The organism is Shewanella sp. KX20019, from assembly GCF_016757755.1.
In the GTDB taxonomy this organism is placed as follows: Bacteria; Pseudomonadota; Gammaproteobacteria; order Enterobacterales; family Shewanellaceae; genus Shewanella.
Window position 1 is genome coordinate 444,244 of the sequence record NZ_CP068437.1, and the last position, 25,286, is coordinate 469,529.

Consider the following 25,286-nt stretch of genomic DNA (forward strand, 5'->3'; position numbering starts at 1 on the left):
GTGCCTTTTTTTATGCTTATTTAGAAAGTAACAGACTATAACTGTATGGTAGAACTTAAATTAATAGACAATGACTGTACCTATCTTCAAGTCGGGTGGGTAAATATCGTAAGGATACATAATGAATAAACTACTCACGCTGTTGCTATTGGCCTTTATTGCTGTCGGTTGTGGTGACAATAACGCTGTTGATAGCAGTTCCGGTTACATTGAAGGGGTAAATTACCGGGTGCTGGCAACACCAATTGTGGCCGATAGCGGCCAGATCGAGGTGATGGAGTTCTTCTGGTATGGCTGCCCGCATTGCGAGACATTTGAACAGCCATTACATCAATGGCAAAAGACAATGCCTGAGGGCGCACTGCTAGTTCAATCTCCAGCGATATGGAATGAACCGATGAAGCTGCACGCCAAAGTCTTTTTTATTGTGCAAAATATGGCAAATCGTGAGCAGGTTCATGCTGCGCTATTCTCTGAAATCATGGAGTTACGCGAGGTAAGAGATCTTAATATTCAAACCGAAGCGCTGGCTAGCTTTTTAAAGGATTACGGCCTTAGTGATGCAGACTTTAAGCAGCAACTGTTGTCGGCTGAAATAGAGCAAAAGTTACAACGTGCAATAGAGCTTATGTCTCAATCTAAGATAGAGGGAACCCCATCAATCTTAGTTAATGGCCGTTATTTAGTACTTAATAAGTCGGCAAAAACGGTTGAGCAGATAATGGATATTACCAGCTTCCTGGTAGATAAAGAGAAAGCTCGTATGGCAGCGCAGTAGCGTTAGGAATATTTCGGTGCAAGCACAGCCTGATATAATCATATTCGATGGTGTTTGTAATTTATGCCACGGTGCAGTTAATTTCGTGCTTGAACACGATAGTGCTGCACGCTTTGCGTTTGCGCCGCTGCAGTCTAATACTGGCAAAAAATATTTGTCTAAATACGGTGTAACTGAAGTGGCTTTAGATAGCGTGATACTGATAAAGGCCGATCAATGTTATTTAAGAAGTGATGCTGCCATCGAAATCGCCAAGTCACTTGATGCGCCTTGGCGGTTGTTACGTTTTAGCCGTTTTCTGCCGAGAATAATACGTGATGGACTTTATAATGCGCTGGCAAAACGTCGTTATTCATTATTTGGCACTAGAGCCGTCTGCTTATTGCCGAGTGCGGAAGTCAATAAACGGTTTATTGGAGATTAATAATAAAACTCCAATAAAAAAGGCACTCAATGAGTGCCTTTTTTATGTATTCTACACCTTACTAGAGGCAAATTATGCTTCTTCTGGTAACTCGGCATTGTGGTAAATGTTTTGCACATCATCACAATCTTCAAGCGCTGCATAGAACTGCTCAAACTGTTCAATCTCTTCAGCATCGGTGATTTTGGTCATGGTCTGTGGTACGAAAGTAATCTCTTCCATAACATAATCAGTATCAGCAGGCAGTTCAGCTGTTAATGCGGTTTTAACTTTAAAGAATTCAGTGTGCGGTGCGTAAACGCTGATCATGCCGTCATCCAGTTCAACGTCAGTAACATCAACGTCAGCCATAATGAGCATTTCAAGAATAGCATCTTCATCGTCGCCCGCAAACACGAATACAGCTTGATGATCGAACATGTGGCCTGCAGTACCTGGGCCACCTAGTTTGGCATGGTTCTTAACGAATGCTTGACGCACTTGAGTAAAGGTACGCTTACCGTTATCGGTTAGGCAATCTGCAATGACCATACAACCACCAGGACCAAAACCCTCGTAACGTGCAGATTCATAATCTTCACCGCCACCGCCACGAGCCTTCTCAATCGCACGCTCAATAACGTGAGCTGGAACTTGATCTTTTTTAGCCTTGGAGATCATTTGGCGTAACGCTAAGTTACCTTCAGGATCGAAACCACCATTTTTAGCACAAACGTAGAGCTCTTTTCCGTATCTAGAATAGATTTTTGTTTTCTGCCCAGCGGTTTTCGCCATGGATTCTTTCTTGTTTTGGTATGCTCTGCCCATCTTGATTCTTCTCACTAAGCTTTAAAAATTGCCAGCAATGTTAGCAGCTTTATTTACACAAATCAGTCGTAGGCCTTTAAAAATACTAAACAGGACCCATAAATCTGTTTGATTGGTCGTCGGCTTAGGCTTGCTTTAGCCTTGAAACAGTACTTGGTTGTTGAAATGCACCTGACGAGCAGCCATCACCGCTGCTGTTATTCTCATCGCTTGATCAATTGCGGCGTCACTTTGTCCCAGCGTCTTTAAGCTCATAGTATGACTTTTAAAACAGGCATAGCCACCATTAATCATTGACACCGCTATGCATGCATAGTGGTAATCGACTTCATTTTCGACGGCAATATCCGCAAAAGATCTAAACTTTAGAGATTCTAAATTGCCCCCCGCATGGACATCAACAAACTGTCTGCTGAAAAAATAAGGGTTGGTCACCGACATACGGCTAATGGCGTATTGTATTTCACGTTTGGCTTCGGGGCTTAAGTCGCCCACGATGAATTGCACTTGTTTAACGACATCCCAGTCTCTACACGCCAGTGCAGCAGCCCATGCGGCAGTTTTTATAGATGATGAGGCGAGATGGTTTTCACTGATTAATACCGATTTAAGCAGTAGACGTTGATCTTCTGACTCATCGGGAAATTGAACAAAAGTAGACATAGCGATCTTCCAATAGTGAGATAAGTCTTTGAATGATTTTAGTTCACTAGCAAATATGTTGCATGAGCAGATTATGCGCTTTTGCGTGCTATCTTTAATCAAGCGAAATATAGAGGGAACTGCAATGTCTACAGCTAAAAAAGGGCCATCAATAGGCGCTGTTGAGTGGTGTGATTTAACAGTACAAGATGCATCGAGGGTAAAAGATTTTTATTGTGATGTTATACCCGTTCTACTTCAAAGTGCATGTTTCAGAGCAGCCTGAGCGAATTCAATTCTAGGCGTATTGTTGTAATAATGGTGGTTCCCTTATAAGACAATTCAACACCGAAGTGGAGTCGCTCGGGCGCTCCCGTAGGGTGGGTTTAAAAGTGATTTATACTGCGTTATCGACCTTGGTAATAGGCCTGCTATTGCACAGCAGTCTCAGCCTTGTCTAAAACACTTTTAATTCCCACTGAATTCTGCATCTTGAGGTAGAAAGGGTATAGGCTGGGAGTCGGCGCAGGTCTCTATGGGGTTATGATGATTTCAATATCACCTTGCCTAACGGTGGTGAAACGGTCACAGGTATCTGTCACGCTCGCGGTGGTAATAGCGATTTACCGCCGCAGTGGTTGATGTATGTCCGCGTCGCTAATGTTGCTGACAGTGCTAAGAGATGTGTCGCCTTAGGAGGGGAAGTGATTGAAGGTCCCCGCGTCATGGCGGGTTGCCAATTTTGTGTAATTAAAGACCCCGAAGGCGCCGTACTAGCCCTGCTATCTGATTAGTACCTGTTATCTGGCGAGTATTAGTCCAACACAAAATGCGCCATAACCGCTTCAATAGTGTGTGTGACGAGTAACGGCGGTTGCCTACCAAAATCATGCACGGCGTACACCGTATTTATTGGACATTGGTAATTGGGCAACAACATGGTTAATTGCCCTTGTCGCTCTGCTTGTTTAAATATAAATTCAGGCAGTAGTGAGACTCCTAAACCGGCTTTGGCTAACGCACAAACAGCTGAGGAGTTGTCGGTAAATCGATTAGCCATAAAGTCGAGCTGTTTCAACGCCACGGCACTGCTGAGCTTCTTATCAATTAATGGTGCTACTTGATGACTTATTGCGCCTTTCTGCCAAGAGTTAGTGATGTAATCTAATGATTGCCACTGCTGCGCATCAATGTTCGTTTGATGCCGTAGGATATAGCTTGGGCTGGCACATATGACATCTCTGAAATGACCAATTTGACGCTGGATTAAATTACTGGATGGCAGTTTACCCACTCGGATCACTAGATCAACATCATCACTGAGCAGATCAACACGTTGATCTGCAACTGTAATGGTAGGACGCACCAGTGGATTCTCATTACATAGCTGGCTAATTGCAGGCGCGATAATTGAGCCAATTAATGCATGGGGCGCACTAATCCTGATTGCTCCTGCAAGTATTCCACCAGTATCACGGGCTTCACGCCAAGCAACTTGGGATATGTCTGCCATCTGTTTACAGCGTTTATAGAAGTCAGCTCCGGCGGGCGTGAGTTGTTGTTTACGTGTGGTGCGATGCAGCAGCTGTACGCCAATGGCGACTTCGAGGCTTTTCAAATGATGGCTAACAACGGACTTAGAGAGTACTAGATTATCGGCAGCCGCGCTAATCGAGCCAGCATCCACTATCTGTTTGAATATCGCCATATGGCGCAAATGATCCATAGCCCCTCTCTATTGTTCTGTTTAGTCGAACAGTGATTGCAATATTACCTAGGTTATCAACGCAAATGTTCACTGTAAACTGAGGCTAACTATTTATGATAAAGATCTGGGAGCGACATTATGTCAGCCACATTATTAAACGCAGTTAAGCTAGCAAGTGAAGCATGGAAAAATGGTTTTAATAGCCAAGATGCAAAGCAGTGCGCTGCTCAATACGAGGCTAATGCAATTATGAATGCACGGCCTTTCGGTGAGTTTGTTGGCAGAGAAGCGATTGAAGCTTTTTGGCAAAACCTGATCAATGAAGGTTTCAGTAGTGTTGAGTATATTGAGCCACAATTTAGTGTCGTTGATGACAGCAGCGTATTATTAACCTCTTCTTGGAAGATGAATAAGGCCCATGGCGTTATTCATAAAGAGTTGTGGGTACTGCAAGATGATGGTTCTGCAAAACTGTCAGATGATGACTTTGAGGTATTAGGTTAAAGACTTTTGGCGATCAACAAAGCCGGCAATGTGTGTCGGTTTTTTTTGTATAGCGACTGCTAATCTAGTTAGCTTTACCGAACTGGGTACGGTATTTTAATTTTATTATTTACTGATGCGTGTTGCTCTAACTTATTGAGATTAATCGTAATATTAAAATAACATTAAATGAATCCCGTATATAAATTGCTCTTTTTATTTTTGTGATGGGTGATGAAAAGGCTTTATGTTAATGGGGAATAATTCACAAATTGAATGTTAAAACATCATTACTGTATCTACGGGGGAGTAAAGATCACACCTAAATAATGATTTTGGAGTGATGATGAAGCGCTTTAACAAATGTGGGGTCGCCTTAATTGTAGCGGCAGCTTTTAGTTTAACAGCTTGTAGTGATGGCAAAGATGGTAACGACGGTGAAGATGGCACCAGTCCATTGCCACCCGTTGTAGAGGTATCTGCAGCGACTAATGTAGAAATGATAGCGCACACCCTCGAAGAGGGAGCAATCAAATTTGAGTTTGAAATTACTAACGAAGAAGGGTTACTGATTTCAGGCTTGAAAAATGTCAGCGCCGAAATGGCGGCATTGACAGAAAAAGGTATTGCTCGTAGTCGCCCTGATTACGAAGGCACCATAGTAGGTGGCAGTGCGAACCAAGCAACAGATGGTGCTAACTTAACTATGACAGACAATGGCCGCTATGAGTTTTACGCGCCAATGCCAGCTATTGATGCTAGTAGTGAAGGGATCATTCGTATCGCCGTGGGTGGTGGTGACAATATTGCTAAGTCTCGCTATATCGTTGTTGATAAAACCGAAGGGCTGCACACAAGCTCAACGGCAACCTGCCAAGGTTGTCACGTAGATTACGCCGCGTCTAACTTAAAGCACCCTAGCTACACTGCAATTAATACCGATGGTGAAACTGATCTCGTCGCAGGTTGCATGGTTTGTCATGGCAATGTGGTACGGGATGATGGCGGTTATGCTCGTAATTCAATGCAAAAGATTGGTCACATCAATCATCAAAAGTTTGAAAAAGATTTCGAACCCGCTAATTGCTATACCTGTCATGCAGAACCTGTAACTAAAGTAAATAGTATGGCTACTTGTACCGATTGTCATGACGCTGCAGGTGTCGGTTCAACGGCTGTGGCGATGACGTATAGTGGCTTTAGTGAGTCTGATGATGTGCGCTTATTTCATAAGAAAGTGATGGAAAAGGCGCAAGTTAGAGATGAGCATTCATCAACTGTTTCGGCACCTTACATGAGTGCTGACGGTGGCTATTGTACTGATATAGCGCTGTTTAAAGGGGAAGAGCAACTTAATCTTGAAACCTTGCTAGCAGACGGTACCCTATCTTATTTAGGTGCTTATCTACATGGGTATGATAATGCCTCGATTGTTGGTCGTGCAGCCAGAACCAGTACAACAACTTTTGATGCCAATGGCACCGCTGCAGTCTGTTTTGCCACCCTTGATGCTACATTCCCTGAGCTAATGGCGAGTTCTCGTGTCACCTTTAACTTCGGTGCTGATGCAAGTTATGAGGGAGTTACGCTTCATGGCTATTCTGACATGATGTCTGGTGAGTTGTATGAGCGTCGCCACAGCGTTACTGTTGAAAGCTGCAGTACATGCCATAACAATGAGACTAACTACCATAAAAACGGCAGTTATAGTGATGGCGGCTTAGGTTGTGTTGCTTGCCATAACAACGGTCAAGATCGCAGCTCTAAGAACTCTGCAGCGGGCTTTGGCCCGATGGTACACAGCATGCATTGGGGTATAGGTAGTTCAGCTGTCACTGGTGAACCTAACTCGGCGACCAAGCTAAACGCTGAGAACTGTGTTGCTTGTCATGCTGAAGGCATTGATCTAAATGCTGTACCAAACCAATACATGCTATCGAAAGCCTTTAATGGTGGGACGAATGGTGTAGCAACGAGTCCAATTACGGCAAACTGTTTTGCTTGTCACAATGACGATAGTGCCTTGAATCATATGAAGTCTAACGGTGGTGAACTTAATATTCCAGTCGATGTTACTGGTGATTGGTATAGCCAAGGAACGTCAGAATCTTGTGCGACCTGTCATGCTGAAGGTCGTTCATACGGTATTGAAAACTACCATGTATTTGAGCGTAAGGAGTAAAAAAGTAAGGGTTAGTATCTCCCTGCAACGAGCTAACCCATGACTTTTTTAGGGCTCTTTATTTAAGAGCCTTTTTTCATCTCTATGATCCCGGTCGTTGAATATAGTCTGGGACCTCAATGATTGAATCTTGCCAATTTTCAAATAAATTCCGATATAAAAATTCAGTAAATACGCGGTATTTTCTCGGCAAGTAAACCCGTTGGGGCATGCTCATGGTGATGACGCTTTGTTTCATGGGGTAATCGTTGAGAACAGCGACCAATGAACCGTTCTTTATCGCTTCACTTCCTATTACCATGGGCACAGTTGCAATACCTAAGCCTTCAATGGCAGCTTCACGTACCAAGGTAATGTTGTTGGTCTCGAGTCTTGATTTCGGTTCAACGGTTAGCCATTTTTCACCATTGAATAGGGACCAGCTGTTATCAACATAGGGCGTTGAAAGCAGGATGCACTGATGTTGGCTGAGATCCTCTGGTATCTGCGGTGTACCATTTTTCTTAAGGTAATCAGGGCTGGCCATCAGAACTTTAGGCGTGTTTAGCAAGACATAGGTTTGCAGTGCCTCATTCGGTTTCTCAGTGATCTGAAATAAAATATCAATACCTTCGGCTATCACATCGACTTTACGATTTGTTAGTTCGGCTTCAATAGTTATATGCGGATAAGCGCTGAGAAATTTGGCTAGCACTCGGCCAAAGTACAGCTGGCCTAATTCGATAGGGCAAATAATTTTCAGATGGCCGGTAATCGTCTGCTGACTGGCACTGAGCTGATCTTCGGCATTTTGTAAGTCAGCAAGAATACGGTTTACTCTGTGATAGTAGTTTGCCCCCGCCTCAGTCAGTTTTAGCGCTCTTGTGGTTCTAAATAATAGTTGTACTCCGTTGTCAGCTTCGAGCTCGGCAATTTTCCGGCTCACAGTTGCTTTAGTGAGCCCTAAGACCTTGGCAGCTTTGGTGAAACTGCCTTGCTCAACCACTTGAGCAAACATTTGCACTCTATTTAAATCCATTTGTTTAAACTCATCATTGTTACAGCTGTGGAACAGTAGGTAATATTTTAACTATCTAATAAATATGTTGTGACAGTAGTAAAATGTGTCTCATTAATCAAGGATCCAATGATTGGGGAGTCAACTATGTCCAAAACTAAAATGCTTATCGTCATTCCACTGCTGCTCCTGAGCGTATTTTCTGGTGGCTATTACTGGTGGAATCACGTGCGTAATTTTGAATCAACAGATAATGCCTACGTTGAAGCCGACATCTCTAATATTAGCGTTAAAGTACCAGGCTATGTCACGGCTACTTTTGTGACAGACAATCAGCATGTTGAGAAAGGCCAGCTACTAGCACAGCTAGAAGATAATCAATACCAGGCTAAAGTGGCACAAAATGATGCCATGCTCGCCAGTGCCAAGGCTGATCTACAAACCTTAGCGGCGCAAGTTGATCTACAGCGAGCACTGATCACTCAAGCGATGGCTGGCGTTGCTGCTGCTGAGGCGGAAAGACTGCGTTCATCACAGCAGCTTAACCGAGCCACTCAGTTAAGAGCTAAAAATTACAGCTCACAAGATACCGTTGATGAAGCGCAGGCGGGTTACCAGTCAGCTGAGGCGCATTTAGATGAAGCCGCTGCTGCTTTGGTCGCCAAAAAACGTGAGCTTGCAGTATTTAATTCGCAGTTGATTGAAGCGGATTCCAGTGTTGAGCAGGCTAAAGCTGGCTTGGCGCTAGCAAAAATTCAGCTGGCAGATACCCAAATAACGGCGCCTTTTAGTGGTGTTATTGGTAAGCGTGGTGCCCTACAAGGGCAATATGTTCAACCAGGGCAAGCCATCTATAGCTTGGTGCCCGACAACGCAGTGTGGATCACTGCCAACTTCAAGGAAACACAGATAGCACATATGGTGCCAGGCCAAAGTGTGTCGGTTGAGCTAGATGCATTTTCGGATGAGTCATTCATCGGTGTTATCGATAGTTTAGCGCCAGCGTCTGGGGCGAAATTTAGTCTGTTACCCGCCGAAAACGCGACCGGCAATTTTACCAAAATCGTGCAGCGCATTCCGGTACGAATTCGCCTTGAAGGCGCAACATCTGCAGATATACAACAGGTTAGAATTGTCCCTGGGCTGAGTGCATTCGTTAAAGTCGATACATCAGGTGAAGTACTCCCTACGGCTGTAGCCCTAAACAAGGCTAATCAATAATGTCCACTTTGGATGCGACTCAACTGGGCGTAAATACTAACGTTGAGCAGGTAGAACGTGGCAGTCGTCGTGCTTGGATAGCGGTATTTGGCGGACTTATTGGCGCGTTTATGGCCATTTTGGATATTCAAATCACCAATGCGTCGATGAAGGAGATCCAAGGTGGCTTAGGCGCAACACTAGAGGAGGGCTCATGGATTGCGACAGCCTATTTAGTCGCAGAGATGATAGCTATCCCACTTTCTGGCTGGCTCAGTAAAGGCCTCGATATCAGACGTTATATGCTGTGGAATAGTGCGATATTTATTGTTGCTTCTCTACTGTGTTCAATCGCGTGGAATTTAGAATCGATGATTGCCTTCAGGGCGATGCAGGGGTTCTTTGGAGGTGCGCTGATCCCTATGGCGTTCAGACTGATCCTTGAATACCTCCCCGATGATAAGCGTGCCGTGGGCATGGCATTGTTCGGTGTGACCGCGACATTTGCACCTTCAATTGGCCCGACACTCGGAGGTTGGTTAACTGCGGAGTTTAGCTGGCATTATCTTTTCTACATCAATGTGCCGCCAGGGTTGCTTGTGATGTCAATGCTGGCTTACGGTTTAGTCAAAAAGCCGATTAATTGGCCTGAACTAAAAAACGTTGATGTTAGTAGTATTATCACTATGGCACTCGGCATGGGGTGTTTAGAAGTGGTGCTAGAAGAGGGCAACCGTAAAGACTGGTTTGGATCAGACTTTATCCGTAATCTCGCGATCATATCTGCGATTAACATTGTCATTTTTGTCTATCTTCAGCTTAAAAAGACTAATCCTTTGGTAAACCTAAGATTGCTGGCACAGCGGGATTTTGCCCTGTCGACCGTGGCTTACTTTCTGCTGGGATTAGCACTGTTTTCATCTATCTATATGGTGCCGCTGTATCTGTCGCAAGTACAAGATTATAACTCGATGGAGATTGGCGAGGTACTAATGTGGATGGGATTTCCTCAGTTACTTATTTTACCCTTTATGCCTAAATTGATGCAGCGCTTTGATAACCGTTACCTTGCTGGATTTGGCTTTTTCATGTTTGGCGTTAGTTATTACATGAACTGCCACATGACGGCGGATTTTGCTGGTCCACAAATGATTGCGTCTATGGTGGTCAGGGCGATTGGTCAGCCGTTTATTATGGTGCCAATCGGTATGTTGGCGACTGCACATATACGTAAAGAGGAGAACGCCTCTGCCTCAACTGTGCTTAATGTGATGCGTAATCTGGGTGGCGCTGTCGGTATTGCGTTAGTGGCGACCCTAACTGATAACTTGAGCCGCAGCCATTTAGCTCATATTAAGGAGACATTACCCGCGGTAAGTTCGATGGCAAATGATTATTTGACGGCATCGGCAAATATGCTGCAAGCAGCAGGATCTGACCCGATAACAGCAAGTTTGCAAGCATCATCATTACTGGGGAACACTATGGCTAAACAAGCGTCGATTCAAGCTTACAACGATGTGTTTTTTATCATGTCAGGCTTGTTGATGGTGGCTGTTGTCGCTGTGCTTTCGATTCGTAAACCGGTGACAGTGGCAACGAACTAAGCGATATAATTTGTAGGATAAGATTCGCCTGTATTTGTCTATTTGAAGTGCTAGACTGCTGCTCTGACTCGTTGTTATGGAGAGATACTTTTGTTGTGGAAATCGCTAGCTTTTTCAGAGCTCACACTTGATGAGTTATATGAGTTACTCAAGTTAAGAGTAGATGTGTTTGTGGTCGAGCAAAACTGTCCCTATCCAGAGCTTGATAATAAGGATCGACAAAGCCAAACCCAGCACTTATTAGGAGTTGACGAGCAAGGCACTATTCAAGCTTACGCGCGAGTGCTTGCACCTGGCGTCAGTTATCCCGATGCGAGTATTGGCAGAGTGATAGTGTCTGAGGCTGCAAGAGGTGGTGGAGTTGCTCATACCTTAATGCAAAAAGCGATCTCGATTTCAGTAAGAAAATGGCCTAAGCATAATATTCAGTTAGGCGGGCAGGAACATCTAAAAGGTTTTTATCAGAAACTGGGTTTTGAGCCGGTATCTGAAATGTATTTAGAAGATGGGATCCCTCACCTTGATATGTTGCTAACCCTGAAATAAATAGAAAAAATGTCAGCTCATAATGTGAGTGTTTAGCAGTTAGTGTGGGTTGCGAAGTTTAGCACTAAGGCAAATTTTATAACGATTAAAGATAGTTTTTCTGCGGTGAAAGTGTTCAACTTTATCTAGTCATCATGTAATCAACAAAGGTGTGCAGTGCTAAATTATATTGAACCTGTTTTTCGTCCCCCCTCGGAGTGGAAATCATTAATCCTGCAAGTGACCAATGGTTGCAGCTGGAATCAATGCAGTTTTTGCGATATGTACACTGCCAGCCAGAAACGTTTTCGAGCGCAAAAAATAGATAAAGTAGAGCAAGACATTATTAATGTGTCTGGCTCAAAGGCGCATATTTCACGGGTGTTTTTAGCCGATGGAGATGCGATGACCTTGCCCTTTGCAAGACTAGAGCAGATCTGTCTGTTGATAAACAAATATCTGCCAGCAGTGACTCGGATCAGCAGTTATTGTCTTCCTCGAAATATTAATAATAAAACACCTGAACAATTACAACGGCTAAAAGAGCTGGGCTTGAGTCTGCTCTATATCGGTTGTGAAAGTGGTGATGATGAGGTCTTGCGACGAATTAACAAGGGTGAAACATATGCCTCTTCATTGGACGCTTTACACAAGATTAAAGCAGCGGGTATAAAGTCGTCGGTGATGATCCTAAATGGCTTAGGTGGAGTTTCACTCTCGGTACAACACGCTCAGCAATCTGCCAAATTGATGAATGAGGCACAGCCAGATTTTCTGTCAACTTTAGTGGTGACTTTACCGCTAGGAACTGAGCGAATGGACGCGGCATTTGACGGCTGTTTTCAGATGCCAAATCAATTGCAGTTATTTGAAGAGATGCAGGTGCTACTCAGTCATTTGCAGCTAAATAAAACCATTTTTCGCTCAGATCATGCATCCAATTACCTGGTGTTGAAAGGTGTTCTTGGCAAAGATAAGCAGGTGTTGTTAAGTCAAGTTGAGGCCGCCATGAATACCCCTGAACGTATTCAATTAAGGCAAGAGTGGCAGAGAGGACTCTAGTTTATATTATAGAAGGAAGATAGGCTGGGCCCATAAAAATTATAGGCCCTAATTGAAGCGATTAATGCTCTTGAATATGGATCTCTTTCACTGGGCATGGGATCTCTATTTCTGCGAGTCTTAGTGCCTTCATTATACTGGAGTTTGTCTGGTATTTATCTTGGAAGTAACTCTCGGTTGCGACCCAGTAGCGGATGCCAATTTCAATGCCGATGCTATTAAAGTCATTTATGCCGACTTGGGCATGTTCTGTATTGCTGACGTGAGGACTATCCGCCAACACTTTCGATAGTATTGCGACCACGGCGTCGGGATCAGAGTTATAACTAATGTTTAGTTCGGTTTCGACCAGTTTATTGGCAAATGAATTATGCAATACTTCGCCAACAATATGCTTATTTGGCACATTTATCTGCTCGCCGTCCTCATTGGTTAATACAGTCATGCCTAAATGGATATCTTTGACTAAGCCACTTACCCCTTGCACTTCTATGGTGTTACCGACAATGAAGGGACGTGTCACAATAATGGTAATACCCGCTGCATAGTTGGCCAACATACCCTGCAGTGCTAAACCAGCACCCAAGGATGCAGCACCTATTGCGGCAACCATAGGGGTGACACTAATACCTAGTTTTCCTAGTGCAATTACGCCAACCAATAAGATCACTAAAATACGCACAAAATTACTGGTGAAATTACTAAGGGTAATATCTAACTCATGCTTTTCGAAAAGGCGGGTGACGAGGTTAGATGCTTTTGCGGCAAGCCATAAGCCGATGAGAAATATCAGCACAGCCCCTAAAATACTAAAACTATACTGCACGATAAACTCTGTGATCATAGTATAGGCATTTTGTAGTTGAGCTATCTCTTGATCTAAACCTTGCTCGTTCATTCTTTGGTCCTTTAAGACAACATTCTCTCTTTGCAGCTTACTGAAATTAAACTGTTTTGTAACTTGGTATTTACGCTGAAAATATTATGTTTTCAACTTTTACACGGCTAGGTAACGATCCGTGAAGGCGATCATGATTTACTGTGAACTTCCTGTGATATCGACAAGAATAGGTTATTCTCAAAGCTAATTCTAATTAACGAGATCAACAATGAAAGCGATTATTCTGATTCTATGCAGTTTGCTTATCACGCCAGCGTGGGCCAATACGTACGTTGTTGGCGACCAGATGGAAACGTTGAAGCTTCAAGATCAATATGAAGCTGATTATGCGATTGATAGTAGCATCAAACAGGTGCTATTTAGTCGCAGCATGGATGGTGGCACTATCATTCAAACTGCATTAGACGAGCAACCTGAGTTGTATAATGAGGGTGATTTGGCTTATGTTGCTGATGTCAGTGGTATGCCTTCTATTATTGCGCGTTTTGTGGCAATCCCACAGTTTAAGAAATTTACCTATCGTGTGGCACTCGATCGAGATGGTGAGATCACCAAAGCGCTTCCCACTAAAGAAGATCAAGCGACACTAATTCAAATTAGCGACAACAAAATTAATAAAATCAGCTATTTTTACTCAGCAGAGTCATTGTTAGAGGCGTTGAAGTAAATCCATTTAAAAAGGCGCGATAAGCGCCTTTTTTAGTTTTTAAGCAGAATGTCCCTTCAAAATATCGTATATCTCCTCTTTTAAATGCAACTTCTGTAGTTTTAGCTCGTGCACTTCTGGGGTGTAATCGCTAGCGCTATGTTGTTCCAGGCTTTTAATCTCCTCATCGAGTTGATTGTGCTTGTTAAACTTTTTCTGAAAATGAGCATCTGAAGTCTTTAGTGTACTGATCAATTCTCTATATTCTGGAAACATGCAGGCTGTCCTTTTGCTGATATTTTCATCGATTCAATTTTAAACTAGCGCGTTTACTTCAACTGAATTGTGAGGTGGATCGTATTCTGCCACTTTGCTTTTAGGGCTTGAGCTTAAAAATTTCTAATCTACTGTTTTTAATGTACTTACTAACGGGGGCTGTCTGTGAAAGTTTGTTAATTGATATCAGCTGGCACTCTGCAGTGCAGCTGCTATATTTTTACCACTCTATGGTTATTGTTTTGGTAACTAGATTACGACAATTCATTTACTCTTGGCGATAAAAGTGTGATCAGGTTAACCTTATCGCAGTCGATACTAGGTTAAAGTCGATTTATTAAGAATTTTAAAATCAAAATTGAAAGGGGTTTTCACAATGTCTGATGTATTTCATTTAGGCCTAACCAAAGAGATGCTGGATGGTGCCAGCTTGGCGATCGTGCCTGGTGATCCGGAGCGCGTTAAACGCATCGCAGAGTTAATGGATAATGCAACATTTCTAGCCAGCCACCGCGAGTACACTAGTTATCTAGCATACATAGATGGCAAGCCTGTTGTTGTTTGTTCTACTGGGATTGGTGGTCCGTCAACCTCTATTGCAGTTGAAGAACTAGCTCAGTTGGGTGTGCGTACCTTCTTACGTGTTGGTACTACAGGTGCAATTCAGCCACAGGTCAATGTTGGTGATGTTATTGTTACTCAAGCATCTGTTCGTTTAGATGGTGCTAGCTTGCATTTTGCACCGATGGAATATCCTGCTGTTGCAAACTTTGAATGTACAACAGCGATGGTAGAAGCTAGCCGTGATGCAGGCCTAGAGCCTCATATTGGTATCACAGCGTCATCAGATACCTTCTACCCAGGACAAGAGCGCTACGATACGGTTTCAGGCCGCATTACGCGTCAGTTCAAAGGGTCGATGCAAGAGTGGCAAGATCTTGGTGTGTTGAACTACGAAATGGAGTCTTCGACTCTGTTTACTATGTGTGCTTCGCAAGGTTGGCGCGCAGCCTGTGTTGCAGGTGTTATTGTTAACCGCACACAACAAGAGATCCCTGATGAAGTTACCATGAAGAAAACAGAAGTTAGTGCTGTTTCTATCGTTGTAGCTGCCGCCAAAAAATTGTTGGCATAATAGCAAGTTATTCCCTATAAGAGGGGTCTATTAGGGAATGAAAAAAGGCGCTTAATGCGCCTTTTTTAATACTCTAAGTTGCAGCTAGTGCACTACTTAGAAATGGTATTTAGCAATCACAGAGTAGGTGTTCTGATCGATACCATCGACGCCATACTTGTTTTTCCAGTAATCATATTCGATACCCACAAACAGCTTATTTTTCTTATGCTCACCGAAAATAACCGCACCCAAATCATACTTTAGCTGTGGGTTGAAGTGGAAGTTTGCCTCATATGCATCTTCATCGGTAGCAAATACCCAATCAAAGAAACCATCGAATACGATGTTAGAGTCACCGACTGGAAAGTCCATTCTAAATGCTGGAGTTAGCTGCCAACCATCACTAATATTATCGCTACCAGTAGCATGTCTGCGGTAAGTGTTGAGTTGGAAATAACTAAAGTAAGGAACGTTAAGATCCATACCTACACCATATAAAAAACTCTTTACTGGGCCTTCACCCTCTTCGAAGGTGAATGCAAGAGATAGATCGGTAATCGGCCCCATAGCCACTTTCTCACCTAAGATCTTGCTCGCACTCAAACGCGTCGATATCTCACCATAGGTGGTGCTGTCTTTGCCAGCATTTGAGCCATTAAAGTAGATCACATCTTGGAAAGCAAACCAGTCACCATATTTCCAGTCACCGGCAGTCTCAAAGGTAAATGTTGTTTGTGACTCGGATGGTGCTAAATCATAATTATCACCGTAAAGTGCGGTAACACTCGCATCCCACCAGTTAATCATGTTGTCAGCCATAGCTGTTGGAGTCACTAATAGCGCTAGGCATAGCCAATTCTTATTCATCTCAAAACCTTTTTAGTGCAGCTTACGCTGCTTATATGTATGCAATATTTACACTCTATGGTGTATTCCATCATTGCTTTGTTGATAGGGGTAAAAGCTAAAACGGGCATTATTTAGTCGTTTCAATGGCGAGGAATATAGGCTGAAAGTTAGTAATATTCAAAGAGTTTGTTGCGCTTTCTTGCGCTAGATTTTAAATATTTTATTATGCAACATCATGGTATTTAGAGTTAATAGGGGCGATGGTGTTTCGCTACCACCCTGCGGTCATTAATAACATGTATTTATTCAAATGTTTACTGTTACACTCGACGCCAAGCGCGGACTTTGTAATAGCCTATATTGAAGCAAATCGTTAACGATGATGACATATTATGTCGCTATAAAAACAGACAACTGATATAGTCGGTATCAGCACTCTTTCATTTCAGGGGGAAATATGGAGTTATCAAATCCTATCTTGATCTGGGCCTGCATAGGCTTATTTTTAATGTTAGCGGAGATTATTTTACCTGGGGGTATCGTTATTCTCCTTGGTGCTGCTTGTTTAGTTGTTGCAGGAGGATTAGCGACTGGCTTGGTTGAGGGGATCGTACAAAGTCTCACACTTTGGTTCATCACTTCTATGGTGTTAATGCTGCTGTTTAGACAAGTCACGCAAAAGCTTGTTGGTGGGGATTCACACGTCGATAGTACAGATGAAGAGCTCGAACTCTATAATCAAACTGCTTTAGTCAAACAAACCATAGGGCCCGCGCAAAAAACCGGCCGTATTGAATTTCAAGGAAGTGAATGGCCCGCATTGGGAGATGGCAGTGAAATTACTGAGGGGTCTCAAGTTCGGGTGATCTGTCGAGACAACATAGCGTTAGTCGTCGAACCGTTAGTAGAGGAAGTTGAAGATTTAGCTAAATAATTCAACAGTTATATTATCGATATTAGGGAAGGGATCTATACATGTTTATATTTACACTGTTTGTTCTATTTGTTTTTTTCATTCTTTATAAGTTGTTACTCATCGTCCCTATGCGCGAAGTCAATGTTATTGAGCGCTTAGGAAAATTTCGCACTGTCTTACTGCCGGGCTTTCATTTTTTAATCCCATTTTTTGATCGGGTTGCTTATAAACATGAGATCCGCGAGCAGGTACTCGATGTTCCGCCGCAAAGCTGTATTTCAAAAGATAACACTCAGTTGGAAGTGGATGGTCTGGTCTATCTAAAAGTGATGGACGGTAAGCTTGCTAGTTACGGTATTGAGGATTATCGCCGTGCTGCGGTCAATCTTGCACAAACCACAATGCGTTCTGAGATCGGTAAATTGAATTTGAGTCAGACCTTCTCGGAACGAGATAGTCTTAACGAATCTATAGTTCGCGAGATTGATAAAGCCTCTGATCCTTGGGGGATCAAAGTGCTTCGTTACGAAATTAAGAATATTACCCCGTCTAGAAAAGTAATCCACACACTAGAGAAGCAGATGGAGGCTGAGCGTTGTAAGCGCGCCGAAATTACTCTGGCCAATGCCGAAAAAGCGGCGATGATAAATCTATCTCAAGGTGAACGCCAGGAAGCCATTAACCTATCCGAAGGTGAGAAACAGCGTCGCATTAATGAAGCGAAAGGTATGGGGCAAGAGATCACCATTATTGCTAAAGCTAAAACAGAGGGGATGGAGCTCGTCTCGACAGCATTGGCCCAAGATGGCGGCAATGAAGCGATGAATATGCAGCTAAAAGAGCAGTTCATCAATCAAATAGGCAAGATTTTGCATGAAGCAGATGTCTCGATTGTGCCTGCAGAGCTGGCTAAGTTAGAAGGCTTTTTCGAAGGTATGGAGCAAGTGACTCATGCCGTGTCTGCCAATTCAGTGAAAGGAACACGCTAATGATTGCTGCAATTAATACTGATTTGATCGTACTGGCAATTTGGGGACTTATCTTTGCCATCTTCGTTGTTAAGTTGTTTCAATCAATTCGATTGGTACCGACTAAATCTGCTTACATTGTTGAGCGTCTCGGTAAATATCATTCGACACTAGATGCTGGATTTCATGCACTGATCCCATTTGTTGATAAGGTTTCTTACATTCATGATCTCAAAGAAGAAACCATTGATGTGCCGCCACAAGAGTGTTTTTCATGTGACGAGGTCAATGTTGAAGTCGATGGCGTTATCTATATCTCTGTGACCGATCCCGTTAAGGCCAGTTACGGAGTGGTCGATTATCGCTATGCTGCAATTCAGTTGGCGCAAACAACGACTCGCTCGGTGATTGGTACCCTTGATCTTGACCGTACGTTTGAAGAGCGTGATGTGATTAGTGCTAAGGTTGTTGAGGTGCTGGATCAGGCTGGTGCCCTTTGGGGGATCCGCGTTCACCGTTATGAAATTAAAAATATCACCCCGCCAGAAACGGTCAAAAATGCGATGGAGATGCAGGTTAATGCCGAGCGTGAAAAGCGCGCACTACTCGCCAAAAGTGAAGGTGATAAACAAAGTAAGATCAATCGCTCTGAAGGTGTAAAAGCAGAGACCATTAACCATTCAGAAGGTGAGATGCAACGCCGCATCAATGAAGCTGAAGGCAAGGGCGAGGAGATCTTAACTATTGCTCGTGCGACGGCTGAATCAATTGAGCGTATGGCGACGGTTATCGCTGCTCCCGGTGGGCAGAATGTTGTGCGTATGCAGTTAGGCGCACATTACCTTAAGCAAATGGATGGGCTTAGTTCCAGCCAGAGTAAGGTTGTTTTGCCGGGTAATATGATGGATTTTGATCACTGGATGAATAGTATCGGCCTAGAAGAATCGAAGCCGAAAAGCTAATACTTGTGGCGTAGAACATGTTTTAAGCTATCTAATAAGAATGCTAGATTCCTAATGGAAGCTAGCATTTTTTTCACCTAATATTTAGGCTTGTTTCAGCGTTAGATTACAGCACTAATTTATGCTTACTATCGACATGAGTGTTGCGACTGTGATTAATGTAATGAGGTATAAAGCTTAATGAATGGATCGATGATATGGCTTTTGATGATAAATTTAGACTGAGTTGCCATGCGGTGGTATTGCGAGAAGGTGGGAATGAGACAGAAGTTTTATTACTTAAAGCCACTTATGGCTCGCTGTCATGGGGTTTACCTGGTGGGGCACTAGAGCCCGCAGAGACAATTCATCAGGCACTTATTCGAGAGTGTCGTGAGGAGCTAGGATTCACCATCAAAATTAACTATCTGACTGGGGTTTATTATCACAGTCAGCATGACTCGCAAGCATTTCTGTTTAAATGTGAAATGGACGAATTTGATAAAATCACATTGAGTGATGAACATTCACAATATAAGTTCATGCCGCTCTCTTCGCTTTCTGCAGTGCAAAAAACGAGAGTGGTTGATTGTATCGAATTTAACGGCACGGTTGTTAGCCGTAAGTTTTAACCGGTTTGTCTTCGGGCTTCTCCTCTACTCTCTCTATCTTGGGTTTAAACTCAATTTTAGCACTTTTTTTATAGTGTTTACCTATCTCCAGCAGGTCATCAAACACCACGGGTTTACTGATTAAAAATCCCTGAGCATAATCGCACATCATAAAACTCAACTCGTCGAATTGCTCTTGGGTTTCAACCCCTTCTGCAATCACCCGGATCCCCAGTGCGTGAGCCATCTCAATGGTGGCAATAATTAACTCTTTACTAGTGTCATCACTGTTCATATCCTTGATGAAACTACGATCAATCTTGAGGATTTGGAATGGGTAAGTACGCAAGTAGCTGAGTGATGAATACCCGGTACCAAAATCATCCATAGAGATACAGAAACCAGCCTTACTGAGTGCCATTAAGGCATCAAGCGTATACGCATGGCCACTTAATAGTACGCCTTCAGTGATTTCGAGCTCCAAATCTTCAGGACGCATATCTAACTGGCTTACGCTATCGGTAATGAGCTTGACTAAGTTTGGATTTCTAAACTGTCTGGGTGACAGGTTAATGGCTATTCTGAAATTGTCATCGAAGGTTTTTTGCCATGTTTGTGCAGCCTCTAATGCGCGATGCAGAATAAATTCCCCCATAGGTTCTATCACACCCGTCTGTTCGGCAATAGGAATAAACTCGGCAGGTGATACGCAGCCAAGGACCGGATTATCCCACCTTAGCAGGGCTTCAGCGCCCATGATGCTGCCATCACGGATGTCGAGCTGAATCTGGTAATGAACCTGCAATTCACCGCGCTCTAGTGCACCATGGATCTGTTCCTCGATGGCTAGTCGACGAGAAACCTCTTTGTTCATCGCATGGGTGAAGTAAGAATAAGTATTACGACCAATACTCTTGGTATGGTACATTGCGGAATCTGCGTTTCTGAGTAGCTCTGATGGTGTAACGCCATCATTAGGGTAAATTGCAATACCAATACTGGCAGTCAGTATTAGCTGGCGGTTACCGATATAGAATGGCTTTCTAAAGCCACCAATCAGATTTTCAGCTAACGGTTGGGCGTCGTCGGCACAGGATAACCCGTCGAGCAAGATAATGAATTCATCTCCACCTAAACGGCCAACAGTATCCTCTTTACGAGTTGCTTTCATCAATCGATCGGCTGCGGTAATAAGCAGTTGGTCTCCAGCTTCATGGCCCAATGAATCATTAATTTTTTTGAAATCATCTAAATCAAGGAAAATAACGGCTAACATTTTTCCGCTGCGCTCCGTTGACTCCACCAGTTGCTCTAAGCGCCTAAGGGCGAGAAAGCGGTTAGGCAGATCGGTTAAGGCATCATAATGAGCTTGATGACGAATTAGGGCTTCGGCTTCTAGGCGTTCACTATTGTCATGAAAGGAGATAACAGCACCCATTTTGTCGTTGTTAAACGTCATTGGATGAGACCAGTATTCGACAGGAAAGCTACTACCGTCGGCTCGCCAGAAGTGGTCCTCTTTTAGGTGGATGTCGCGTTTCTCTTGTTGATCGATAATAGAGCTTGCTATGGCTAGCTCATCATCAGGATTTTGATGGACTAGACTACGCATATTACAGGCTATCAGCTGCTCTTCACTGCGGTAACCTAATAGTTTTACGCACTGGGGATTGGCAAATATACAACGGCCATTTTCGTCAATGCCATATATAGCTGCGGCAGCTGAATCTAAAATGGCAGATAAAAGGTGATTTTTACTGAGTATGTTTTTTTGATTGATATCCTCTTTTGCTGAGATATCTTGTAGGCGGCTAAACATGTGGTTGAGTTCGATCTCTAATTCACTCAACTCGCCATATTCACCTATTTTATTGCGGGTATTAAGATCTCCATTTGACCAACGACGCACACAACGAGTGAGATGACGTATTCGCGGCGTGACCGCCAATAATTGGAAGAGGCTAACACTTAATACTGCGGCATTAGCTAGGCAAAATAGGGTTATTACAAATATCAGAACAAAGTCAAATGGTGGTTTAACAACAAAGATATATGTTGCCAAACAGAGTGAAATCATGGTGATGACTGAAAGAGTAACTTGCCAAGGTTTTAGTGTGTGTTGTTTCATTGTTAGCATACGCATTTCCTAACTTTGAGTTGTATAAACAGCATCCCCTTTGAAAGAGCCCCAAGGTAAATGCTGGGGTTTTACCGCCGCTTTTTTAAGAGCAGCTTAGTGTTGAGGAAATCAAGGAGATCGCCAAACCGACCTAAAATGCCTTGGAGGGGAGGCTTTCTGAAGAGGGGAAATAAAGTCTTTAGAATAGCGCCCAACATGACTAAACACCTATGTAGATAAGTCAATATAAGTATGTGGGAAGTTTGCTTAGAGTTGGCTATGGAGGTCATTTTAGTCCTTTAAAATATAAGAAATCAGTCCTTGATTACTTGTCTTACCGACTAAGTATAGGATCGAATTTCTGAAACAGGAAATACACAATTGTTCAACTAAGCATCTATTTGAATGGTAAGTGTTTTTCACTAGTAAATTTACACTTTAACGCTAGAATCTTCTTTATAATTCTAAAAGTGAGCTATTTAACTGAGGAGTAAGGGGTGAAAATGAGTATAGAAAGAATTGATACTAAGAGTCGTATGAGCAGAATCGTTAAGCATAACGGTACCATCTATCTATGTGGTCAGGTTTGTAAGGATGCTGAGCAAGGGATCACTGAGCAAACAAGCTCAATGCTGGAAAAAGTCGATGGGTTATTAACCCAAGCTGGTAGTGACCGAGAGCATATCCTGTCAGCGACAATCTACGTTAAAGATATGCAGTACTTTGCCGAGATGAATGCCGTATGGGATGCTTGGGTGCCAGAAGGTCATGCACCTGCGCGGGCTTGTGTTGCAGCCAAAATGGCACGCGAAGCGTTATTGGTCGAAATATCGATAGTGGCCGCTGAAAAAGCCTAATGCTGCTGCGTCGAGATGACAATCATTAAGTATTGTCATCTCGACCTTTAACTCGTGAACTGAATCGAGGTTCTGTTATACCCAAACCTCCTGAATCTGCGGTCTTCAGAGGCTGTTTGCATGTTCAATTCTAGGCGGGTCAGTGCTGTAATGGCATTCCCTTTCGAGCTGGTGCAACAACGAAGTGAGCTTGCAAAAAGCCTTCTTCGATGGGTACTCCTTTTATATAAAGAATCGACTTTATGTTGCGTTATCGATTTTGTTAAGGTCGCGACTATTGACTGCTATCAATGCAAGCACCAAGGATGGTGTGAATGTCAGTTATGCACGACTATATGGATATAGGAGGTAGAGTAACGCAGGAGCTGTTACCGAGGAGCAATAACTTACCTTGATTAAAGCCCATTAAATTCCCACTGAAACCTGCACATTCAAGTGGCTTGGGTATATACTGCCCACCTGATTTTTTGGAGGCAATAATGGACGTATCTTCTTTACTCGACGGCCTAAATGACAAGCAGCGTGATGCCGTAGGCGCTCCGCAATCCAGTATGTTAGTTTTAGCTGGCGCGGGTAGCGGTAAAACTCGTGTGTTAACACACAGAATCGCTTGGCTAATGCAGGTTGAACAGCAAAGCCCCTATGCAATTTTAGCGGTGACCTTTACCAACAAAGCTGCCAAGGAGATGCGTGAGCGGGTAGAGAAAGTGGCGGGTGGCAATATGAGCCGCATGTGGATTGGCACATTCCACGGGTTAGCCCATCGATTACTGCGTACCCATTATAAAGACGCCAACCTGCCGCAGAGTTTCCAGATCTTAGATTCTGATGACCAACTGCGATTGATCAAGCGTATTCTAAAAAGCCTTCAGTTGGATGAAAAACAGTATCCTCCGAGACAAGCTCAAGGCTACATCAATGGCAAGAAAGATTTGGGTCTTCGCCCGTCACATATCGATGCTTGCGGCTTTCCGATAGAGCAAAACCTGCTTAAAATTTATCAGGTTTATCAAGATTCTTGCGACCGCGCAGGTCTGGTCGATTTTGCTGAAATTCTCTTACGAGCTCATGAGCTTTGGCTTAATAAACCGCATATTCTTGACCACTATCAAGACCGATTCAAGCATATTTTGGTTGACGAGTTTCAAGACACTAACGCCATTCAATATGCATGGATCCGTGTACTTGCTGGTTCAAGCGCCAATGTGATGATCGTGGGTGATGATGATCAATCTATTTACGGTTGGCGTGGCGCTCAGGTTGAGAATTTGCATAAATTCTTAGGTGATTTTCCCGCGGCTCAAACTGTCCGCCTAGAGCAGAACTATCGCTCTAGCGGCAATATTCTTAACGCGTCCAATGAGCTCATTGCTAACAATCCTGATCGTATGGGTAAAAAACTGTGGACTGACGATAAAGATGGTGATCCCATCGGGCTTTATTGTGCATTTAACGAAATGGACGAAGCGCGGTTTATTGTGGGCCGTATTACCGACTGGCAAGACGAGGGTGGCAAGTTAGAAGATTGCGCCATCTTATACCGCTCTAACGCACAATCCCGTGTACTCGAGGAAGCGTTACTACATAAAGGTGTCGCCTACCGGATCTATGGTGGTTTACGATTTTTCGATCGCCAAGAGATTAAAGATGCAATGGGTTACCTGCGCCTCATCAGTAATAAAAATGATGATGCAGCCTTCGAGCGAGTGGTCAACACTCCTGCACGCGGTATCGGTGGCCGAACGTTAGAAATAATGCGTACCACTGCTCGCCAACAAGAGCTCACCCTGTGGGACACTTGCCTGCGTTTACTTGAAGAGAAAGTTCTCAGCGGACGCGCTGCTAATGCAGTACGTGGCTTTATGGACTTGATTGTTGCTTTGCGAGTCGACACCGAAGAGCTGTCACTGCACCGACGCACAGATCATGTGATCCAAGAGTCTGGCCTTAAGTTGATGTATGAGACTGAAAAAGGCGAAAAAGCGAGAGCTCGAGTAGAGAACTTAGAGGAGCTCGTGACTGCGGCGCGTAGCTTTATGGTGCCTGAAGAGCTTGAAGATATGGGTGAGCTTAGCGCCTTTTTATCTCACGCTGCACTTGAAGCGGGCGAAGGGCAAGCAGATGAGTTCACCGATGCGGTACAGTTAATGACATTGCACTCAGCCAAAGGTCTTGAGTTTCCAATGGTGTTTATGGCTGGTGTGGAAGAGGGGCTATTCCCGAGCCAAATGGCAATTGATGAAGGTGATCGACTCGATGAAGAGCGACGCCTCTGTTATGTCGGCATGACCCGTGCAATGCAAAAACTCTATATCACCTATGCTGAATCTCGCCGTATATATGGCCGAGAAAGCTTTGCACGGCCTTCTCGATTTGTAAAAGAGATCCCTGAAAAATATGTACAAGAGATCCGTATGCGCACCCAAGTGTCGGCGCCTGCGGTCAGTACTCGCTTTAGTAAGCAAGATAGCTCGTTTAATGAATCAGGCTTTAAGATTGGCCAAAAAGTCAGTCATCCTAAATTTGGCGAAGGCGCAGTGACTAACTACGAAGGTAGCGGCGCTCAAGCTCGAATTCAGGTGAACTTCTTAGATGTTGGTAGCAAGTGGTTAGTCATTGCATATGCACGCTTAGAGAAAGTGTAGAAACGCTATTCTCATCGGATTGACG

The 25,286-nt window shown here is 43.6% G+C and carries 26 protein-coding genes; 17 read left to right on the forward strand and 9 right to left on the reverse strand.

The window, feature by feature from the left end; genetic code table 11:
- The first annotated feature begins 121 nt into the window (after positions 1-121).
- Positions 122-778 carry a thiol:disulfide interchange protein DsbA/DsbL gene (locus JK628_RS01930; protein WP_202287604.1) on the forward strand — a complete coding sequence of 219 codons (657 nt, stop codon included), beginning with the start codon at positions 122-124 and terminating at the stop codon, positions 776-778.
- A 16-nt stretch (positions 779-794) separates the two neighbouring features.
- Positions 795-1,202, forward strand: coding sequence for a thiol-disulfide oxidoreductase DCC family protein (locus tag JK628_RS01935; protein WP_237524113.1), 408 nt, complete (start codon positions 795-797; stop codon positions 1,200-1,202).
- Positions 1,203-1,274: 72 nt separating this feature from the next.
- Here JK628_RS01935 and JK628_RS01940 read toward each other — a convergent pair whose 3' ends face one another.
- On the reverse strand, positions 1,275-2,009 hold the full coding sequence (locus tag JK628_RS01940; RefSeq protein WP_202287605.1) for a YebC/PmpR family DNA-binding transcriptional regulator: 735 nt from the start codon (positions 2,007-2,009) through the stop codon (positions 1,275-1,277).
- A gap of 135 nt (positions 2,010-2,144) precedes the next feature.
- The gene (locus JK628_RS01945) at positions 2,145-2,672 is read right to left on the reverse strand and encodes a carboxymuconolactone decarboxylase family protein (RefSeq protein WP_202287606.1); all 528 of its coding nucleotides are present in this window, start codon (positions 2,670-2,672) and stop codon (positions 2,145-2,147) included.
- Positions 2,673-3,214: 542 nt separating this feature from the next.
- Here JK628_RS01945 and JK628_RS01950 point away from each other — a divergent pair.
- Complete coding sequence (locus JK628_RS01950; RefSeq protein WP_202287607.1) at positions 3,215-3,445, forward strand: VOC family protein; 231 nt, start codon at positions 3,215-3,217, stop codon at positions 3,443-3,445.
- A 20-nt stretch (positions 3,446-3,465) separates the two neighbouring features.
- Here the strand turns inward: JK628_RS01950 and JK628_RS01955 are convergent, their stop codons facing one another.
- Positions 3,466-4,377, reverse strand: a complete 912-nt coding sequence (locus JK628_RS01955; RefSeq protein WP_202287608.1) for a LysR family transcriptional regulator — start codon at positions 4,375-4,377, stop codon at positions 3,466-3,468.
- A 120-nt stretch (positions 4,378-4,497) separates the two neighbouring features.
- On the opposite strand from JK628_RS01955, the gene JK628_RS01960 reads away from it, so the two are divergent.
- Positions 4,498-4,863 (forward strand): nuclear transport factor 2 family protein, encoded by a 366-nt coding sequence (locus JK628_RS01960; protein WP_202287609.1) that lies wholly within the window; start codon positions 4,498-4,500, stop codon positions 4,861-4,863.
- A gap of 325 nt (positions 4,864-5,188) precedes the next feature.
- Complete coding sequence (locus JK628_RS01965; RefSeq protein WP_202287610.1) at positions 5,189-7,024, forward strand: multiheme c-type cytochrome; 1,836 nt, start codon at positions 5,189-5,191, stop codon at positions 7,022-7,024.
- 82 nt (positions 7,025-7,106) lie between these two features.
- On the opposite strand, the gene JK628_RS01970 is transcribed toward JK628_RS01965, so the two are convergent.
- On the reverse strand, positions 7,107-8,042 hold the full coding sequence (locus JK628_RS01970) for a LysR family transcriptional regulator (protein WP_202287611.1): 936 nt from the start codon (positions 8,040-8,042) through the stop codon (positions 7,107-7,109).
- A gap of 126 nt (positions 8,043-8,168) precedes the next feature.
- Between JK628_RS01970 and JK628_RS01975 the strand changes: the two genes are divergently transcribed.
- The 4 genes from JK628_RS01975 to JK628_RS01990 all read left to right on the forward strand — a co-directional run bounded on the left by JK628_RS01975 (position 8,169) and on the right by JK628_RS01990 (position 12,415).
- Positions 8,169-9,242, forward strand: a complete 1,074-nt coding sequence (locus JK628_RS01975; protein WP_202287612.1) for an HlyD family secretion protein — start codon at positions 8,169-8,171, stop codon at positions 9,240-9,242.
- On the forward strand, positions 9,242-10,828 hold the full coding sequence (locus tag JK628_RS01980; protein WP_202287613.1) for a DHA2 family efflux MFS transporter permease subunit: 1,587 nt from the start codon (positions 9,242-9,244) through the stop codon (positions 10,826-10,828). Before JK628_RS01975 ends, JK628_RS01980 begins: the two co-directional genes overlap by 1 nt.
- Positions 10,829-10,918: 90 nt before the next feature.
- On the forward strand, positions 10,919-11,374 hold the full coding sequence (locus JK628_RS01985) for a GNAT family N-acetyltransferase (RefSeq protein ID WP_202287614.1): 456 nt from the start codon (positions 10,919-10,921) through the stop codon (positions 11,372-11,374).
- A gap of 156 nt (positions 11,375-11,530) precedes the next feature.
- Positions 11,531-12,415: a radical SAM protein gene (locus JK628_RS01990; protein ID WP_202287615.1), complete on the forward strand. Its 885-nt coding sequence runs from the start codon at positions 11,531-11,533 to the stop codon at positions 12,413-12,415.
- Positions 12,416-12,476: 61 nt separating this feature from the next.
- Here JK628_RS01990 and JK628_RS01995 read toward each other — a convergent pair whose 3' ends face one another.
- Positions 12,477-13,313: a mechanosensitive ion channel family protein gene (locus JK628_RS01995; RefSeq protein ID WP_202287616.1), complete on the reverse strand. Its 837-nt coding sequence runs from the start codon at positions 13,311-13,313 to the stop codon at positions 12,477-12,479.
- A gap of 211 nt (positions 13,314-13,524) precedes the next feature.
- Here JK628_RS01995 and JK628_RS02000 point away from each other — a divergent pair, with 211 nt between their 5' ends.
- Positions 13,525-13,983, forward strand: coding sequence for a hypothetical protein (locus JK628_RS02000; RefSeq protein WP_202287617.1), 459 nt, complete (start codon positions 13,525-13,527; stop codon positions 13,981-13,983).
- Positions 13,984-14,022: 39 nt separating this feature from the next.
- Here the strand turns inward: JK628_RS02000 and JK628_RS02005 are convergent, their stop codons facing one another.
- Entirely contained in the window at positions 14,023-14,238 is a 216-nt protein-coding gene (locus JK628_RS02005) for a YdcH family protein (RefSeq protein ID WP_202287618.1), read from the reverse strand.
- Between the two features lie 376 nt (positions 14,239-14,614).
- Between JK628_RS02005 and udp the strand changes: the two genes are divergently transcribed.
- The gene (gene udp / locus JK628_RS02010) at positions 14,615-15,373 is read left to right on the forward strand and encodes a uridine phosphorylase (protein ID WP_202287619.1); all 759 of its coding nucleotides are present in this window, start codon (positions 14,615-14,617) and stop codon (positions 15,371-15,373) included.
- A gap of 96 nt (positions 15,374-15,469) precedes the next feature.
- Here the strand turns inward: udp and JK628_RS02015 are convergent, their stop codons facing one another.
- Together JK628_RS02015 and JK628_RS23530 are read right to left on the reverse strand one after the other, a co-directional pair.
- Positions 15,470-16,222, reverse strand: coding sequence for an ion channel protein Tsx (locus JK628_RS02015; RefSeq protein ID WP_202287620.1), 753 nt, complete (start codon positions 16,220-16,222; stop codon positions 15,470-15,472).
- 149 nt (positions 16,223-16,371) lie between these two features.
- Positions 16,372-16,431 (reverse strand): hypothetical protein, encoded by a 60-nt coding sequence (locus JK628_RS23530; protein ID WP_428847785.1) that lies wholly within the window; start codon positions 16,429-16,431, stop codon positions 16,372-16,374.
- A 230-nt stretch (positions 16,432-16,661) separates the two neighbouring features.
- Between JK628_RS23530 and JK628_RS02020 the strand changes: the two genes are divergently transcribed.
- From JK628_RS02020 to JK628_RS02035, 4 genes are all read left to right on the forward strand, one after another.
- Positions 16,662-17,138 carry an NfeD family protein gene (locus tag JK628_RS02020; RefSeq protein WP_202287621.1) on the forward strand — a complete coding sequence of 159 codons (477 nt, stop codon included), beginning with the start codon at positions 16,662-16,664 and terminating at the stop codon, positions 17,136-17,138.
- A 41-nt stretch (positions 17,139-17,179) separates the two neighbouring features.
- A complete protein-coding gene (locus tag JK628_RS02025; RefSeq protein WP_202287622.1) occupies positions 17,180-18,109 on the forward strand; it encodes an SPFH domain-containing protein in 930 nt (309 codons plus the stop codon).
- Entirely contained in the window at positions 18,109-19,050 is a 942-nt protein-coding gene (locus JK628_RS02030; RefSeq protein WP_202287623.1) for an SPFH domain-containing protein, read from the forward strand. Before JK628_RS02025 ends, JK628_RS02030 begins: the two co-directional genes overlap by 1 nt.
- 197 nt (positions 19,051-19,247) lie before the next feature.
- A complete protein-coding gene (locus JK628_RS02035; RefSeq protein ID WP_202287624.1) occupies positions 19,248-19,661 on the forward strand; it encodes an NUDIX hydrolase in 414 nt (137 codons plus the stop codon).
- Here JK628_RS02035 and JK628_RS02040 read toward each other — a convergent pair.
- Positions 19,645-21,777 carry a putative bifunctional diguanylate cyclase/phosphodiesterase gene (locus JK628_RS02040; RefSeq protein WP_237524114.1) on the reverse strand — a complete coding sequence of 711 codons (2,133 nt, stop codon included), beginning with the start codon at positions 21,775-21,777 and terminating at the stop codon, positions 19,645-19,647. The genes JK628_RS02035 and JK628_RS02040 overlap by 17 nt on opposite strands.
- Positions 21,778-22,262: 485 nt before the next feature.
- On the opposite strand from JK628_RS02040, the gene JK628_RS02045 reads away from it, so the two are divergent.
- Together JK628_RS02045 and uvrD are read left to right on the forward strand one after the other, a co-directional pair.
- Positions 22,263-22,616, forward strand: a complete 354-nt coding sequence (locus JK628_RS02045) for a RidA family protein (RefSeq protein WP_202287625.1) — start codon at positions 22,263-22,265, stop codon at positions 22,614-22,616.
- A 479-nt stretch (positions 22,617-23,095) separates the two neighbouring features.
- Positions 23,096-25,261: a DNA helicase II gene (uvrD, locus tag JK628_RS02050; protein WP_202287626.1), complete on the forward strand. Its 2,166-nt coding sequence runs from the start codon at positions 23,096-23,098 to the stop codon at positions 25,259-25,261.
- Positions 25,262-25,286 lie beyond the last annotated feature (25 nt).

Coding starts and splice junctions, on each gene's coding strand:
- JK628_RS01995 (WP_202287616.1), bottom strand. CDS start 13,313: ATGAACGAGCAAGGTTTAGATCAAGAGATAGCTCAACTACAAAATGCC.
- JK628_RS01930 (WP_202287604.1), top strand. CDS start 122: ATGAATAAACTACTCACGCTGTTGCTATTGGCCTTTATTGCTGTCGGT.
- JK628_RS01965 (WP_202287610.1), top strand. CDS start 5,189: ATGAAGCGCTTTAACAAATGTGGGGTCGCCTTAATTGTAGCGGCAGCT.
- JK628_RS02020 (WP_202287621.1), top strand. CDS start 16,662: ATGGAGTTATCAAATCCTATCTTGATCTGGGCCTGCATAGGCTTATTT.
- JK628_RS01955 (WP_202287608.1), bottom strand. CDS start 4,377: ATGGATCATTTGCGCCATATGGCGATATTCAAACAGATAGTGGATGCT.
- JK628_RS01960 (WP_202287609.1), top strand. CDS start 4,498: ATGTCAGCCACATTATTAAACGCAGTTAAGCTAGCAAGTGAAGCATGG.
- JK628_RS02030 (WP_202287623.1), top strand. CDS start 18,109: ATGATTGCTGCAATTAATACTGATTTGATCGTACTGGCAATTTGGGGA.
- JK628_RS01980 (WP_202287613.1), top strand. CDS start 9,242: ATGTCCACTTTGGATGCGACTCAACTGGGCGTAAATACTAACGTTGAG.
- JK628_RS01975 (WP_202287612.1), top strand. CDS start 8,169: ATGTCCAAAACTAAAATGCTTATCGTCATTCCACTGCTGCTCCTGAGC.
- JK628_RS02040 (WP_237524114.1), bottom strand. CDS start 21,777: ATGCTAACAATGAAACAACACACACTAAAACCTTGGCAAGTTACTCTT.
- JK628_RS02025 (WP_202287622.1), top strand. CDS start 17,180: ATGTTTATATTTACACTGTTTGTTCTATTTGTTTTTTTCATTCTTTAT.
- uvrD (WP_202287626.1), top strand. CDS start 23,096: ATGGACGTATCTTCTTTACTCGACGGCCTAAATGACAAGCAGCGTGAT.
- JK628_RS01940 (WP_202287605.1), bottom strand. CDS start 2,009: ATGGGCAGAGCATACCAAAACAAGAAAGAATCCATGGCGAAAACCGCT.
- JK628_RS02015 (WP_202287620.1), bottom strand. CDS start 16,222: ATGAATAAGAATTGGCTATGCCTAGCGCTATTAGTGACTCCAACAGCT.
- JK628_RS02000 (WP_202287617.1), top strand. CDS start 13,525: ATGAAAGCGATTATTCTGATTCTATGCAGTTTGCTTATCACGCCAGCG.
- JK628_RS01970 (WP_202287611.1), bottom strand. CDS start 8,042: ATGGATTTAAATAGAGTGCAAATGTTTGCTCAAGTGGTTGAGCAAGGC.
- udp (WP_202287619.1), top strand. CDS start 14,615: ATGTCTGATGTATTTCATTTAGGCCTAACCAAAGAGATGCTGGATGGT.
- JK628_RS01945 (WP_202287606.1), bottom strand. CDS start 2,672: ATGTCTACTTTTGTTCAATTTCCCGATGAGTCAGAAGATCAACGTCTA.
- JK628_RS02035 (WP_202287624.1), top strand. CDS start 19,248: ATGGCTTTTGATGATAAATTTAGACTGAGTTGCCATGCGGTGGTATTG.
- JK628_RS02005 (WP_202287618.1), bottom strand. CDS start 14,238: ATGTTTCCAGAATATAGAGAATTGATCAGTACACTAAAGACTTCAGAT.
- JK628_RS02045 (WP_202287625.1), top strand. CDS start 22,263: ATGAGTATAGAAAGAATTGATACTAAGAGTCGTATGAGCAGAATCGTT.